The sequence below is a fragment of the Microbacterium sp. Leaf288 genome (assembly GCF_001422925.1).
GTDB lineage: Bacteria > Actinomycetota > Actinomycetes > Actinomycetales > Microbacteriaceae > Microbacterium.
The window spans coordinates 843,426-858,956 of the sequence record NZ_LMNI01000001.1 but is presented as its reverse complement, the minus strand read 5'-3'; the positions used below and the strand labels follow the sequence as shown (position 1 = coordinate 858,956).

7 protein-coding genes are annotated in these 15,531 nt (G+C 70.9%); 2 read left to right on the top strand and 5 right to left on the bottom strand.

Annotation, left to right across the window (positions count from 1 at the left end; all coding sequences use genetic code 11):
• Positions 1 to 9: 9 nt before the first annotated feature.
• Entirely contained in the window at positions 10 to 1,524 is a 1,515-nt protein-coding gene (locus ASF40_RS03640; RefSeq protein ID WP_056366477.1) for a flotillin family protein, read from the top strand.
• Between the two features lie 208 nt (positions 1,525 to 1,732).
• On the opposite strand, the gene ASF40_RS03635 is transcribed toward ASF40_RS03640, so the two are convergent.
• The 5 genes from ASF40_RS03635 to ASF40_RS03615 all read right to left on the bottom strand — a co-directional run bounded on the left by ASF40_RS03635 (position 1,733) and on the right by ASF40_RS03615 (position 8,615).
• Complete coding sequence (locus ASF40_RS03635) at positions 1,733 to 2,515, bottom strand: SDR family NAD(P)-dependent oxidoreductase (protein WP_056366474.1); 783 nt, start codon at positions 2,513 to 2,515, stop codon at positions 1,733 to 1,735.
• A gap of 223 nt (positions 2,516 to 2,738) precedes the next feature.
• Positions 2,739 to 4,124, bottom strand: a complete 1,386-nt coding sequence (locus tag ASF40_RS03630; protein WP_056366471.1) for a glycine--tRNA ligase — start codon at positions 4,122 to 4,124, stop codon at positions 2,739 to 2,741.
• A gap of 69 nt (positions 4,125 to 4,193) precedes the next feature.
• Positions 4,194 to 5,237 carry a hypothetical protein gene (locus tag ASF40_RS03625; RefSeq protein WP_056366468.1) on the bottom strand — a complete coding sequence of 348 codons (1,044 nt, stop codon included), beginning with the start codon at positions 5,235 to 5,237 and terminating at the stop codon, positions 4,194 to 4,196.
• Between the two features lie 11 nt (positions 5,238 to 5,248).
• Positions 5,249 to 7,108, bottom strand: a complete 1,860-nt coding sequence (locus ASF40_RS03620) for a vWA domain-containing protein (protein ID WP_235560115.1) — start codon at positions 7,106 to 7,108, stop codon at positions 5,249 to 5,251.
• Positions 7,109 to 7,280: 172 nt separating this feature from the next.
• Complete coding sequence (locus tag ASF40_RS03615) at positions 7,281 to 8,615, bottom strand: alpha-hydroxy-acid oxidizing protein (RefSeq protein WP_082496824.1); 1,335 nt, start codon at positions 8,613 to 8,615, stop codon at positions 7,281 to 7,283.
• 484 nt (positions 8,616 to 9,099) lie between these two features.
• Here ASF40_RS03615 and ASF40_RS21645 point away from each other — a divergent pair, with 484 nt between their 5' ends.
• Complete coding sequence (locus ASF40_RS21645) at positions 9,100 to 15,411, top strand: rhamnogalacturonan lyase family protein (protein ID WP_056366465.1); 6,312 nt, start codon at positions 9,100 to 9,102, stop codon at positions 15,409 to 15,411.
• Positions 15,412 to 15,531 lie beyond the last annotated feature (120 nt).

The following is a 15,531-nucleotide window of genomic DNA, read 5'->3' as shown; positions in this document are numbered from 1 at the left end:
AGGTCGTCCATGACGAACGAACTCATCCAGATCATCGCGGTCGTCGCCCTCATCGTGGCGGTGCTCGGGCTGATCACCTTCATCGCGCGGCGCATCCGCCGCGTCCCTCCGAACGAGGCGCTGGTGATCGTCGGACGCGGGGCCGGCCGCCCGGCGCCCGGCGAGACCGGCAGCGGCCAGCGCGTCGTGATCGGCGGTCGCACGTTCGTGTGGCCGATCCTGCAGCAGGGCTTCTCGATCTCGCTCGAGCAGCGCCAGATCGGCATCACCGTCGAGGGCGTCGACAAGAACCGCATCAAGATCGCGATCAAGGCCTCGATCAACTTCAAGGTCTCGGGCACGGAGGACGGGGTGCGCCGCGCCGCACAGCGCTTCCTCTCGCAGCAGGACCTCCTCACCGAGATCATCAAGGAGTCGCTCGAAGGCTCGCTGCGCTCGATCGTCGGCGACATGACGATCGAGCAGATCATCTCCGACCGCAAGAGCCTCTCCGACCGCGTCGTCGCCGAGACCAAGGCCGACCTCGTCGAGCAGGGCCTGCAGGTCGACCTCCTCAACATCAGCGACATCTCCACCCCCGGCAGCGACTACCTCGCCAACCTCGGCCGTGCCGAGGCCGCCCGCGCCCGCCAGGTCGCCGAGATCAGCGAGGCCGAGGCATCCCGCGCCAGCGAGTTCGCGCGCATCGAGGCGTCGGAGCAGATCGCCGAGCGCCAGAAGGCTCTCGCCCTCAAGCAGGCCACGATCAAGGCCGAGACCGACCGCGCGAACGCCGAAGCGCAGGCTTCCGGCCAGCTCGCCACCGCCGAGCAGGACAAGCTCGTCGCCGTGCAGGAGCGCGAGGCCCTCACCGAGCAGGCGCTCGTGACGCAGGAGCGCCTCGACATCGAGATCCGCAAGCCCGCCGAGGCGCAGGCCTACGCCGAGGTGCAGCGCGCGACGGCCCTCCGTGACGCGGCCAACGCCGCGACCGAGGCCGACGCCTACAAGCGCACCAAGATCGCCGAGGCGAACAAGGTCGCCGCCGTGCAGGACGCTGAAGCCGCCGCGACCGCGGTGCGCTTCTCGGGTGAGGCCGAGCGCGACAAGCAGGTCGCCCTCGCAGCCGGCATCAAGGCCGAGGGTGAGGCCCGCGCCTCGGCGATCCAGGCCGAAGGCCTCGCCGAGGCCGCCTCGACCGACGCGAAGGCGCTCGCGCTGCAGAAGTACGGCGAGGCCGCGCTCGCACAGGAGATCATCTCGCGCCTGCCCGAGATCGTACGGGCCGCGGCCGAGCCGATCGCCTCGATCGACAAGCTCACCGTCGTCTCGACCGACGGCGCATCCGAGATGACGAAGACCGTCGGACGCGTGCTCGGCGAGGGCACCGAGGTCGTGAAGGGCCTCACCGGTCTCGACCTCACCACGCTGCTGCAGGCCTTCGCGGTGAAGACCGCCGGGGCCGACGCGCTGTCCGCCGCGGGCGACGCCGGCGCGGCTGCGAAGAACGCCGCGAAGGATGCCGCCGCCGCGATCGGCGGCTGACCCCTTCTGTCGCACAGCGCCCGGTCCCGCGAGGGGCCGGGCGCTTCGTCGTTCCGGCCTGCTCCGGTGCAGTCGACCCTCTTACCGTGTGCAGGACCAACGGGCCCGGCAGGGCAACAACACGGGCATACTCCCGCCGCGCGCCGCATCGGTCCTGAGAACGGCATCCAGCGCTGAGAGGAAGGCGACGGATGCCGCGCGCCGGCGACTACTTGAGCACGCGGCCGCTGACCGCGAGGGTGAGACGGCGCGGCATCACCCCCGCCGCCCACGCGCTCAGCGCGTTGGCACGGCCGGAGACCACGCTCGGCGGGACGTCGTCACGGTCGAGCTTGCGAAGGGTCAGCGCGACGACCTGCGCCGGCGTCTTGAAGCGGTCGATCGCGGCATCGGCGCCGGTGACGTCGAAGAACTCGGTGCGCGTCGCACCCGGGCTCATCGCGATCACACCCAGCCCCGACCCCTTCGTCTCGTATGCGAGTGCCTCGGTGAAGCTCAGCACGAAGGCCTTGGTCGCGCCGTAGACCGCCATGCTCGGGCAGGGCTGGTAGGCGCCGGTGCTCGCAATGCCGATGAGCGCACCGCGGCCGTCGGCGACCATCTCGGGAAGCACCTCGCGCGTGATAGCCACGAGCGCCGAGACGTTGACCTGCACCATCTCGCCGATGCGCGCGGCATCCGCCTGTGCGAACGACCCCTTCATGCCGAACCCGGCGTTGTTGACGAGGCTCTGCACGCGGATGCCCCGCTCGTCGAGCTCGCGCCGGAGCACCACGGCGGCATCCGGCCGCGTGAGGTCGAGGGCGATCGGCGTCGCCCGCACGCCGTGATCACGAACGAGGCGATCGGCGAGCTCGCGCAGTCGGTCCTCGCGGCGGGCGACGAGGACGACGTCGGCGCCGCGCGCGGCGAACTGCGTCGCGTATTCGGCCCCCAGGCCCGAGCTCGCGCCGGTGATGAGCGCGGTGGTTCCGCGGTAGTCCCTGGTCATGTCAGCAGGTTAGGCACCGACCACGCTCGGGGATAGGCCGCTGGCGCGAGCCCGATCGCTCGCGCTGCCCGAATCGGCATCCGCGCCCGCCCCGAACGACCGCGGACGCCGGAATCGACCGCGCGAACCCCGCGCCCCCGGACGACGCTGGACGCCCGACCCGGGCGCCCTCAGACGACGGATGCCTCGACCCGGCGGGTCGAGGCATCCATGGTCCTGCGGGTCAGGCGCCCTTGAGGCGCTCCGCGAGGTAGTCGTGCAGGGCGTCGAGCGGAACGCGCTCCTGGCCCATCGTGTCGCGGTCGCGCACGGTGACGGCGCGGTCGTCGAGCGAGTCGAAGTCGACCGTGACGCAGAACGGCGTGCCGATCTCGTCCTGGCGACGATAGCGGCGGCCGATCGCGCCGGCGTCGTCGAAGTCGATGTTCCAGTCACCTCGGAGGGTCTCGGCGACCTCGCGGGCGATCGGCGAGAGCTGCTCGTTGCGCGACAGCGGGAGCACCGCGACCTTCACGGGCGCCAGGCGCGGGTCGAGCTTGAGCACCGTGCGGGTGTCGGTGCCGCCCTTCGCGTTCGGCGCCTCCTCCTCGTGATACGCGTCGACGAGGAAGGCCATCATCGCGCGGGTGAGTCCGAACGAGGGCTCGATGACGTACGGGATGTACTTCTCGCCCGAGGCCTGGTCGAAGTAGGTCAGCGACTGGCCCGACGCCTCCGAGTGCGAGCTCAGGTCGTAGTCGGTGCGGTTGGCGACGCCCATGAGCTCGCCCCACTCCTTGCCGGCGAAGCCGAAGCGGTACTCGACGTCGATGGTGCCGTCGGAATAGTGGGCGCGGTCCTCTTCGGGCACGTCGAACCGGCGCATGTTGTCGGGGTCGATGCCGAGCCCGATGAACCAGTCCCAGCACTCGTCGACCCAGTGCTCGAACCACTCCTGCGCCTCGGCGGGCGGCACGAAGTACTCGATCTCCATCTGCTCGAACTCGCGCGTGCGGAAGATGAAGTTTCCGGGTGTGATCTCGTTGCGGAACGCCTTGCCGACCTGGCCGATGCCGAACGGCGGCTTCTTGCGGCTCGCGGTGAGCACGTTCGAGAAGTTCACGAAGATGCCCTGCGCGGTCTCGGGGCGCAGGAAATGCAGGCCCGACTCGTCGTCGACGACGCCGAGGTAGGTCTTCACCAGGCCCGAGAACGCCTTGGGCTCGGTGTACTGGCCCTTCGTGCCGCAGTTGGGGCAGGGGATGTCGGCGAGGCCGTTCTCCGCCGGGCGGCCCTTGCGGGCCTCGAAGTCCTCGATGAGGTTGTCGGCGCGGAAGCGCTTGTGGCACTGCAGGCACTCGACCAGCGGATCGGTGAAGGTCGCGACGTGACCGGATGCCTCCCACACGCGCTTGGGCAGGATGATCGACGAGTCGAGGCCGACCATGTCGCCCCGGCCGCGCACGAACGTCTGCCACCACTGGCGACGGATGTTCTCCTTGAGCTCCGTGCCGAGGGGGCCGTAGTCCCATGCCGACCGGGATCCGCCGTAGATCTCACCCGCTTGGAACACGAACCCGCGGTGACGGGCGAGGGCGATGACTTTGTCGAGGCGAGACTGCTCGGCCACGGTGGCTCCAATGGTCGGGAGGGGATGCACGAAAGTGCGAGAAGCCGCTGACCGCGGCATCCGTCGATTCTAGTCGTCGTGCGACGAGGGACCGGCGTCTCCATCCGCGCGCTCGAACGCGCGGTCCCACTCCTGGAGCTCCTTGCGGCGGCCGATGAGCCCGTCGAGCGACACCTGGAAGTGGAGGCCCCGGCGGGCGTTGACCTGCTTGATGTTCTCGACGAGCTCGGTCGAGAACGACGTCAGCGCAGTGCGCACCTCGCGGACCCGATCGACCGGGTCGTCCCACAGGTCGGGGTGCTGCAGGATGTCGAGCAGATAGTCGCGGTCGAGCGCCGCCGTGAGCTTGCGCAGCGTCTCGCCGTACTCGACCGCTGCCGTGGCCCGCTGGCCCTCGTCGCCCTTGCGGCCGAGGCGGTCGAAGAGCTCCGTCGTGTTGTTCGCGACGGTCACGATCTCTGTCGCGACGTCGGTGGCATCGCGATTTCCGGATGCCCCGGCCGCCGCGTACTCGCCGCTCAGTGCCCGCAGTCTCCCGACGAGCGGGCGCACGGTGTCGGGAAGCGGGGCGTGGTGGCCGGCGGCGCCGCCTCGACCGCGCCGGCGGAGCACCGCCCAGAGCGCGCCGCCGGCCGCGACGAGCACGACGAGGCCCAGCGCGCCGCCGACGATGAGGCCTCCGTCCACGCCGCCGGTCTGGCCCGAGTCAGCGGGGGTCGCGGCGACAACGCGCTGCACGGTCTCAGTGAGCGCGGCGTCCAGGGAACCAGCCGATGCCTCAGCCTCGTTCGCGATCCGCATCGCCTCGCCTTTGGGGAGCACGTTCGACCCGGCGACCAGATCCCCGCCCACCGCAACGATGACGGTGTCATAGGTCGGCACCCCGGGGTCTGCCGGCGCGGCCAGGTCCCGCAGGATCTCGGTGCTTGAGCCCTCCAGTGCGGCGTTCGACGAGAACACGGCGACGGCCACCGACGAGTCGCCGATCTGCTGATCCAGCTTCGCCGCGAGCGCCGCCGAGTCGGAGATCTCCGGCGAGACGTACACGTTGCCCTGCGCGAGGGCTGTGGCCGCCTCGTCGATGTACCCCTCGGCGTCAGCGAGCGTCAGCATCCGTCCGCCGTTCAGAAGTTGTTGATCACGGACGCGAAGACGAGGTCGATCTTCGCGGCGTCGGACGCGTCGAACCACTGGCCGCCGGTCGCCTCGGCGATGCGCTGCAGAGCGCCCGTGTCGGCGCCTTCGCCGTACGCGATCGGGAAGATGCGCACCGGCGCGTCGTCGCCGCCCTCCTTCGACGCGGCGCCGATCTTCGCGACGAGCGAGTCGAGCGAGATCTCGGAGTCGGTGTCCTGGCCGTCCGACAGCAGCACGATCGCGTTGATGCGCCCCGGCTGTGCCCGCGCGACCATCTCGTCGTAAGCCGCGGCGATCGCGTCGTACAGCGGGGTGCCGTCGCGATGGGCGAAGCGCAGGTCGTCGAGCGACGAGTCCACGGACTCACGGTCGGATGCCAGCGGCTCCACATCGCGCAGCACGACGATGTTCTTCCCGGCCTCCGACTCGACGCCGGTGGTGAACGCCCACACCCCGACCTCGTCGGACGAGCGGAAGTGGCCGAGGGTCGCCTGCGCGCCCTCGATCGCGCCGTCGAGCTTCGAGCGGCCGTCGCCGATCGCCTCGTCCATCGAGCCGGAGATGTCGATCACCTCGAGCACCGACGAGGGCTTGCGGATCTGGGTCCACTGGTCGATCGCGGCCGACACCACGTCGACGGCCGGCTTCGGCAGCGTGACCGCAGGGCCGGCGGGATCGACGCCGTACTCGGCCGTGAAGAGGTCGCCCAGCGGCGCCGAGGCATCCAGCGGGCGGAAGCCGTATTCGGGCAGGATCTTCTGCGCCGCGTCGGTCTGCAGGAAGGCGGCGAACGCCGCGCCCGCCTCGGCCTGCTCGGGCGTCACCCAGTCGGCGCCGAGCACGGTGATCGGGTTGTCGGACCACATCGAGCCGCCCGACGGGTACACGGCCACCAGCTTCTCCTTCGGAGGCGTCAGCGTCTCACCCGGCTGCACCGTGTGCGAGTCGGGGTTGCCCTGGTTGTAGTTGAGCAGCGAGGTCTCTTCGAGCGCCACCGCCGACACGTACCCCGAGCCGCCGGCGCCGTTCTGCGTCTCGTCGTAGAGCCGCGTCAGCACCTTGCCGGTGGTGTCGCCGTAATGGATCACGCACTCCTCGAACACGCGCGAGAACTCGGCCGCGGCGGCCACGTCGGCAGCCGTGAGGTCGGCGCTCTTGCCGGATGCCTCGTACGACTGCATCAGGATCGCCGAGAGCCCGGTCGTCGACGTATTGGGGTTCGTCTTCGAGATCTTGAACGAGCCCCACAGCGGCTTGCCGACGCTCGCCCAGCCCGCGGGGTCCTGGCAGAGCGCCTCGAAGTCGGCGATGCCGATCGGCGACGCCGGATAGCCGAGCGCCTTCGCCATCGTCTCGGGCACGCCGAAGACGACCGGCGTGTGCGTGAACGACTCGGGCTCGCCGACGAGGGAAGCGGATGCTGCGGCCGCGACCCGATCGGTCCACACCGTCGACGCGGGCGACCACATCGTGGGCCAGCGGCGCGTGTCGTCGTCGGGCCAGTCGCCACCCGCCGTGAGGAACCGGGTCGCGTCACCCGACGAGACATTGATCGGATGCACGGTCGCGCACTCGGCGAGCTGCTCGTGCTGCGACGAGCCCTTGAAGGCGTCGGCCAGCGCGTCCAGCATGTTGACCTTCTCGGACGAGGTCGCCACGACGACGCTCGTGCAGCCGTCGTCCGCGAAATCGCCGCCGCCCGACTCCTCGACCACGGGGTCGGCGCCGAAGCAGCCGGTCAGCGCGATGGCCGAGCCGATCAGCACCGCCGTGCCCGCGAGCAGACGCGGTCGGATCCAGGCGAGGGGCGAGCTGTCGGCGGGCGAGCGCCGGCTTCGTGCGGGCATGTCAGAAGCCTAAGGCTCCCGGCCGCGGGCGCACAGACGGGCGGCGCCTCGCCGGCCGCGCAGACGCGGCATGCCCTGGTCGCGTGGACGCGCCGACGACGGCCGGCGAACTCGCCGGGGCGACGCCCATCTTCGGCTTCACCGAGGGCGGTGAGCCGCGGTGACGGGGGCGTCACGCCTCCCGCAGCGCGTCGCGCCCGATCTCGGCGATGGAGGTGTGTCCCGACAGCCCCAGCGTGATGTCGAGTTCGGCGAGCACGTTGCGCACCACCTCGTGCACACCAGCCTCGCCGGCGATCCCGAGGCCGTAGGAGTAGGGGCGCCCGAGCGCGACCGCCGTCGCCCCGAGCGCGAGCGCGATGAACACGTCGGAGCCCTGCCGCACGCCCGAGTCGAAGACGATCGGCACCCGCCCGGCGACGCGCTCGGCGATCGTGGGCAGCACCTCGAGGGTCGGCACGGACTGGTCGATCTGGCGGCCGCCGTGGTTCGAGATCCAGATGCCGTCGACACCGGCGTCGAGCGCCCGGATCGCGTCGTCGGGGTGCACGATGCCTTTCAGGATGATCGGCAGCGACGTCCACTGCCGGGCCTTCGCCAGGTGGTCCCACGTGAGCGCCGGCGTCGAGAACACGTCGAGGAACGTCTCCACCGCGGCGCGCGGCAGCGGCGAGCGCAGGTTCTCCCGCACGCTGTTCGTGCCCGTGAGGGCCGCTCCCTTGCGCGCGATCCGCACCCCGGCCGCGACGGCTTTCGGGGTGACCTTGACCGGCGGCGCGGCGTCGGCGGCAGCATCCGCTCCCCGCGACCGCTCCCGCACCAGTTGCTGGAAGACGGGGTCGCTGGTGTACTGAGCGATCCCCATCGCGCGCGTGAAGGGAAGGTAGGCCAGGTCGAGATCGCGCGTGCGCCATCCGAGGAGGTGGGTGTCGAGCGTCACGACGACGGCTTCGCATCCGGATGCCTCGGCCCGGCGCAGCAGCGACGCGTTGAGCTCGTCGGACGCCGACCAGTACAGCTGGAACAGCCGCGAGCCGTCGGGTGCGGCATCCGCCACCGCCTCCATCGGGAAGGAGGCCTGGTTCGACAGCGTGTACGGGACGCCGAGCGAGGCCGCCGCCCGCGCCACCGCGAGGTCGGCGTCGGCGTGGGCCATCTCCATGACCCCGAGCGGAGCGAGCAGGAGCGGCGTGGGCCGCCGCACGCCGAAGAGGTCGATCGACAGGTCGCGCGACGATACGTCCCGCAGCGTCCGCGGCCACACCTGCCAGCGGCCGAAGGCGGCGCGGTTCGCGGCGACGGTGCGCTCGGCCCCTGCTCCCCCGGCGATGTAGGCGAACGCCTCGGCGCTCAGCGCCTTGCGGGCGGCGGCCTCGAGCGCCTCGGTGTCGACCGGCACGCGCGGCCGCGTGCCGCTGATGCCGGCGCGATAGATGTCGGACTGCGTCCGGCGCGAGATGCCGCGCGACGCGGCGGGGTCGGCAGGTGCGGCGCTTCGCTGAGCCATGCGGCCCAGCCTACGCAGGGCCGCTCGTACGCCGCGCCGCGGGTTTGGGGCGCGTTTCGTCCGTTCGGGGCGCAGCACGTGCGCCCCGAACGACAAGAACGCGACCCAAACCTCGGGTCGCGAAGGCACACTGAGCCCGCCGCCGACACGGTCCGTATACGCGTCGGCGACGGGGGTTTGGGAAAGCGCTCGCCGGGAACCCTAGGACACCGGGGCGCCCGGGCGCAAGGCCGCAGGTCACATCGTAAAAACGTTTCACAAAGTTCTTGCCTCATCGCGGGCGCCCGTGCCAGACTGCGAGCGACCGCGATCGGAATACGCTTTCCGCGCGGTGGACAACAAAACCGGACCGCGGCCCCAGCTGCGATCCACCGGACAGGGCTCGAGTCCGTACGCGCCCGGTTCACGACGATGGATGCCGCGATGCCGCGGCGTGCGCCGTCATCCTTTGCCGATGCTGACAACAGGAGGAACCGTGCCCCACGTGTCCGCACGCGCCGACGGCGCGACGCGACCCGCAGAACACGCCCCCGCGGCCCGCGCACCTCGCCGCGGGCTTCGACTCACCGCGATCGCCGGCGCCACCGCCGTGGTCGCAGCCCTCATCACCGCGACCCCCGCCGCGGCCCTGCTCCCCCCGGCCGACGACGGAGCATGGCGCTTCGACTTCGGAACCGCGACGAGCGCGGTCGCCGAAGGCTGGCAGCAGGTGCGCACGACATCGCTGTACACCGCTGAGGCGGGCTGGGGCATCACCGTGCCCGACGGCGTCACGCTGTTCGACCGCGACCGCAGCACCGACGGCTCCCCCGCGGGCCCGATGGAGGACGACTTCGTCGCCGGCACGAACTGGGGCTTCCAGCTCGACGGCCTGCCCGAGGGCGATTACGAGGTCACCGTGACCATCGGCGACGGGTTGAGCTCGGCATCCGGAACCAACGCCACCGTGACGCTCGAGGGCGTGGCCCAGACCCGCCTGACCTCGGCGCGCGGGCTCAACACGACCGCGACGTTCACCACCGCCGTCACCGACGGCCAGCTCACGGTGGGCTTCACCGGGTCGGGTCTCGGTGCCTTCGTCAACGGTCTCGTCGTCGCGCCGATCGTTCCCGACGCCCCGACCGGCCTCGCCACGACCCGTGTCGCCTGGAACGGCGTCGACCTCGCGTGGACCGCCGTCGACGGCGCGACGAAGTACCAGGTGCTCCGCGCCGACGTCGTGAACGACACCACGGGCGAATTCGCGCAGATCGCCGAGACCACCGCCCCCTCCTACAGCGACGCCTCGGTCGCCGAGGGCGCTTCGTACGCCTACGCGGTCGTCGCCGTGGACGACGACGGCGTGGCCTCCGCCCTGTCGGCCGAGGTGCGCTCGGGCATCGTCCCCGAGCTCGTCGCGCCGGTGGCGCCGGCCGACCTCGCCGTGGCGCAGGTCACCCGCGACGCGGTCGCGCTGTCGTGGTCGGCCGTCGCGAACGGCGACGAGTACGTCGTCGAGCGCGCCGGCGCCGATGGCGTCTTCTCCGTGCTGACGACGGTCACGACGCCCGGATACACGGATGCTGCCGACACGGCGCAGCAGTGGACCTACCGCGTCACCGCCCGCAACCAGGCGGGCTCGTCGCCGGCCTCGGCACCCGTCACCTCGAACGTCTACACCGCGCCGGCGCCGCTTCCGGCCGGTGACGTCGTTACGTTCGACTTCGGCCCGGGTCAGGTGGCCGACGGTGCACTGCCGGTGACGTCGGCGACGGCGTACAACCCGGAGTGGGGCTACGGCTTCTCGACCGCGCCCACCTCGGCGACGCCCGACGTCGACCGCGGCGGCTCCGACGCGCTGCGGGGCGACTTCGTCGCCGCGGCCGGTTCGACCTTCGAGGTCGACCTCGGCGCCGGCGACTACTCCGTGCGCCTGGTCTCGGGCGACGCCCAGGCGGCGACCACGACCACCGTGATGGCCGAGAGCATCGCCAAGGTGCTGGCGAACCCGCAGGCCGCGGGCGCGTTCCTCGACATGTCGTTCACGATCGCGCTCGTCGACGGCACGCTGACGCTGCAGTTCGCGGGCGACGCCCCCGCCGTCAACGCGCTGACGATCACGCGCCTCCCGGCACGTGTCGCCGGGGCCCTCTCGACGGCCTTCATCACCGGCGACTCGACCGTGCAGACCTACGACCCGATCGCCTACGCGCCGCAGGCCGGCTGGGGCCAGATGATCGACCGGTTCTTCGCCGACGACGTCGCCTTCGCCAACCACGCGATCGGCGGCCGCTCGTCGAAGAACTTCATCACCCAGGGTCGTCTCGACGAGGTGCTGCGCAGCATCCGTCCCGGCGACTATCTGTTCGTGCAGTTCGGGCACAACGACGCGACCCAGGGCGTCGACGACCGCTACGCGAGCCCCGCGGACTACAAGGAGTACCTGCGGGTCTACGTCGACGGCGCGCGTCAGCGCGGCGCGACGCCGATCCTCGTCACGCCGGTCTCGCGGCGGAGCTTCGACGCGGCCACCGGCATCTTCAACGTGAGCTTCCCCGAGTACGTCGACAAGATGAAGGAGCTCGCCGCCGAGGAGGACGTGCTGCTCGTCGACCTGTCGGCATCCAGCCGCGCGTACCTGAACGAGATCGGGCCGGAGGCGGCGAAGGCCGTGTTCCTGCACGTCGATCCGGGCATCTTCGCGAACCGGCCCGCCGGCATCGTCGACGACACCCACTTCCAGGAGTACGGCGCGATCCAGATGGCCCGGCTCATCGCGCAGGATGTCGCGGGACTGGACTCGCCGCTCGCGGCGAAGGTCTCCGACATCGCACCGCCCGCCGACGTTCCCGCGGCTCCGCAGAACGTCGTGGCCGGCGCGATCAGCAACGGCGGCGCGACGCTCCAGTGGGATGCCTCGCCGACTGCCGACATCTACAAGATCTACCGTCAGGCGGTGGCCGACACGGCGCCCGAGTGGACGCTCGTGGGCATGGTGACGCAGACGAGCTCGATCGTGCAGGGTCTCGCCGAGGGCACCGGCTACCGGTACCGCGTCGTCGCGGTGAACGGCCGCGGAGAGTCCGCGCCGAGCGCCGCCGTGACCTTCACCACGAAGCAGGCGGTGTACAAGTACGACTTCCAGCTGGCGGGCAACCCCCTGATGGCGGGCTACACCGAAGTGAACCCGAACACGGCCTACACGGCCGAGCGCGGGTACGGCTTCCTCAACACCCTGGCCGCGAACGCCGGCCGTGACCGCGGCGCCGCGACCGGCTCGAACGACCTGGTGCGCGACTTCGTGCTCCCGGGCGACAGCTCGACCTTCGCCCTGGACGTCCCGAACGGCACGTACTCGGTGAAGACCTACTCGGGCGACTGGATCGGGTCGACGCGCACGAGCTTCCGCATCGAAGGCAAGGAGGCGGGCACCGGCAACGCCGGCACCGGCAGCGTCAACTCGACTCTGCGCGGACCGTACCTCGTCACCGACGGGCAGCTCAACGTCGAGGCGTACGGCGCCGCGGCGGGCACGCGCCTCAACGGCCTGGAGATCACGCCGATCCTGCTCGGACCCACCGGCCTCGAGGTGACCGACGTGAACGCCGACCCGGCAGCGCCCAGCGTCTCGCTGGCGTGGGACGCCGAGCCGGGCCTCACGTGGAACGTCTACCGGCAGTCGCCGTTCGACGCCAAGGCCGTGCTCGTCGCGGCGGTGAGCGAGCCCGAGTTCGTCGACACGACGGCTCGCGTCGGGCTCGACTACGCGTACCACGTGACCGCGGTCGACCAGACGCAGCTCGAGTCGGTGCCGTCGGCCACGGCCGAGGTCTCGTTCGTCGACGCCGACGTGACACCGCCCGCGGCCCCGTCGGGGCTCTCCGTCGAGAGCATCGACAAGCGAGCGGTGGAGTTCTCCTGGGCACAGCCGCTGGGCGCGCTGTACTACCTGGTGTTCCGCTCCGAGGTCGAGGGCGAGCGCGGCGAGCTGATCGGCGTGGCCGACGCGAGCCGCTACACCGACACCGACGTGCTCACCACGATCCCGTACTTCTACACGGTGGTCGCGGTGAACGCGGGCGGCGCCGGCGCCGCGTCGGCGCAGCTCGGCACCGAGGCGGTGACGGTGCTGCAGCGGCAGGCAGAGTACCTCGACCGCGCTCCGGCGGCGGTGAAGACGGATGCCGGGAACCTGGTGTCGTGGCGCATGCTCGGCACCGATCCCGACAGCGTGGCCTTCCACGTCTACCGTGACGGGAAGCGGGTCACTTCGGCGCCGATCACGGACTCGACGAACTATCTCGACGAGGCCGGGGCCGCAGCATCCGTCTACTTCATCACCAAGGTGCTGGACGGCGTCGAGACGACCGAGACGGACCCGTTCGGGGTGCAGGCCGGCGCGTACCGGTCGGTCCCGCTCGACAAGCCGGCCGACGCCTACAGCAAGGACGGCCAGCCGTACACGTACTCCGCGAACGACACGAGCGTGGGCGACGTGGACGGCGACGGCCAGTACGAGCTGCTGGTGAAGTGGGACCCGTCCAACGCGAAGGACAACTCGCAGGCCGGGTACACCGGCAACGTGTACCTCGACGCCTACCGGCTCGACGGCACGCGGCTGTGGCGCATCGACCTGGGCGTGAACATCCGGGCCGGCGCGCACTACACGCAGTTCCAGGTGTACGACTACGACGGCGACGGACGTGCCGAGGTCATGATGAAGACCGGCGACGGCACGATCGACGGCATCGGCCAGCCGATCGGCAACGCCAGCGCCGACTACCGCAACAGCTCGGGCTACGTGCTCACAGGCCCCGAGTACCTCACGGTGTTCGACGGCCTGACCGGAGCCGCGATCGACACGGTGGACTACGTGCCCGCCCGCGGCGACGTCGGAGCCTGGGGCGACGCCTACGGCAACCGGGTGGACCGGTTCCTCGCGGCGACGGCCTACCTCGACGGCGAGCACCCGAGCGCGGTCTTCAGCCGCGGGTACTACACCCGCGCGGTGATGGCGGCGTACGACTTCGACGGCTCGCAGCTCACCGAGCGGTGGGTGCTCGACTCGAACGAAGACGGCAACGAGGGCTTCTACGGGATGGGCAACCACAACCTGTCGGTGGCCGACGTGGACGGCGACGCCAAGGACGAGATCGTCTACGGCTCGGCCACTGTCGACGACGACGGGCAGCTCCTCTACTCGACCGGACTCGGCCACGGCGACGCGATCCACGTGTCGGATCTCGTCCCCTCGAACCCGGGCCTCGAGGTCTTCGCGGCCCACGAGGACATGGGCAACTCGGGCAACCTCGGCGCGACCATGCGCGACGCCCGCACGGGCGAGGTGCTGTGGTCGATCCCCGCGGTGAAGGACACCGGCCGCGCGGCATCCGGCGACATCGATCCCCGTTACGAAGGGGCCGAGGGCTGGGCCATCGGCGGCGACGCCGCGTGGAACTCGCCCGTCGGGCAGCTGAAGTCGTCCACGGGCGAGCTCATCGCCGAGAAGATCCCCGCGGCGAACTTCCTCGCCTGGTTCGACGGCGACCCGCTCCGCGAGATCGTCGACCACGACTGGAATGCGACCACGTCGCAGGGCGTGCCGACGATCGCCAAGTGGAACTGGGAGACCGAGTCCGCCGACGTGATCGTGAAGGCCGACGGCGCCCGCTCGAACAACTCGACGAAGGGCACGCCCAACCTGCAGGCCGACCTGTTCGGCGACTGGCGGGAGGAGATCGCGTGGCGCTCGGCGGACTCGAGCGAGCTGCGGATCTACTCGACCACCGACGAGACCGACCTGCGCATCCGCACGCTGATGCACGACCCGGTCTACCGCCTGTCGGTCGCGTGGCAGAACACCGGCTACAACCAGCCGCCGCAGACGTCGTTCTTCCTGGGCGACGGGATGACCACCCCGCCGGCACCGCGCATCGCGGTCACCGGTGACCCTTCGGGAGCGACGGACACCACCGCACCGGTGCTGTCGGGGCTGCCCGCGGACGGCACGCTGCTGCCGAGCACGGCGACGTTCACGGTGGGGGTGAGCGCGGACGACCCCGAGTCGGGCGTGCGAAACCTCGACATCGCGTTCGACGGCGCGCCGGTCGCGCCGGGTCAGGTCATCGCGCTGACGGACCTCGTCGGCCCGCACACCTTGACGGTGAACGCGGTCAACCACGACGGCCTCGTCACCGCCGCGTCGGTGCAGCTGCTGGTGTTCGACGACGAAGGCGCCGCCGCCAAGCCCGGTCGCGGTGTGCTGTCGACGAACTCCGGCTGGGAGGACGGGCTGCACGACGGCACGTTCACGGTGTCGATGAACCTCTGGTCGGGGGTCAACGGCGCGGTGTACAAGCTGTACGAGAACGGCACCCTCATCTCGACGAAGCTGCTCGACGCGAACTCGCCGAAGGCGCAGCTGTCGACCGTCGACGTGTCGGGCAAGCCCAACGGCACCTACGTGTACACCGGCGAGCTCATCAACGCGAAGGGCACCACCTCGACCACCTCGGTCACGGTGAAGGTGAAGGACGCCGCGCCCGCCGCGCCCGTCCTCTCCCACGACAACTGGGACAAGGACGGCAACTACACCGTCACCGCCAATCTGTGGTGGGGCACCAACGGCACCGCCTACCGCCTGTTCGAGAACGGTGTGGTGATCGACGAGCAGTCGCTCACCGCCGCCTCCCCGAACGCGCAGCAGGCGAAGACCGCCGTCGCGGGACGCGCGCCCGGCACGTACACCTACGTCGCCGAGTTCGCGAACGCCGCCGGAGCCACCAGCTCCCAGGCGATCACGGTCACGGTGAGGTAGCCCGACTCAGGCGTTGCGGCCGGTCGTCTTCGGGCGGCCGGCCGCTTCGTGTCTGCGCCGGGCCCCGGGCGATTCGACTTCGCGCGCCAGAGCGCGCTTCGCTCAACGACCGATACTCAG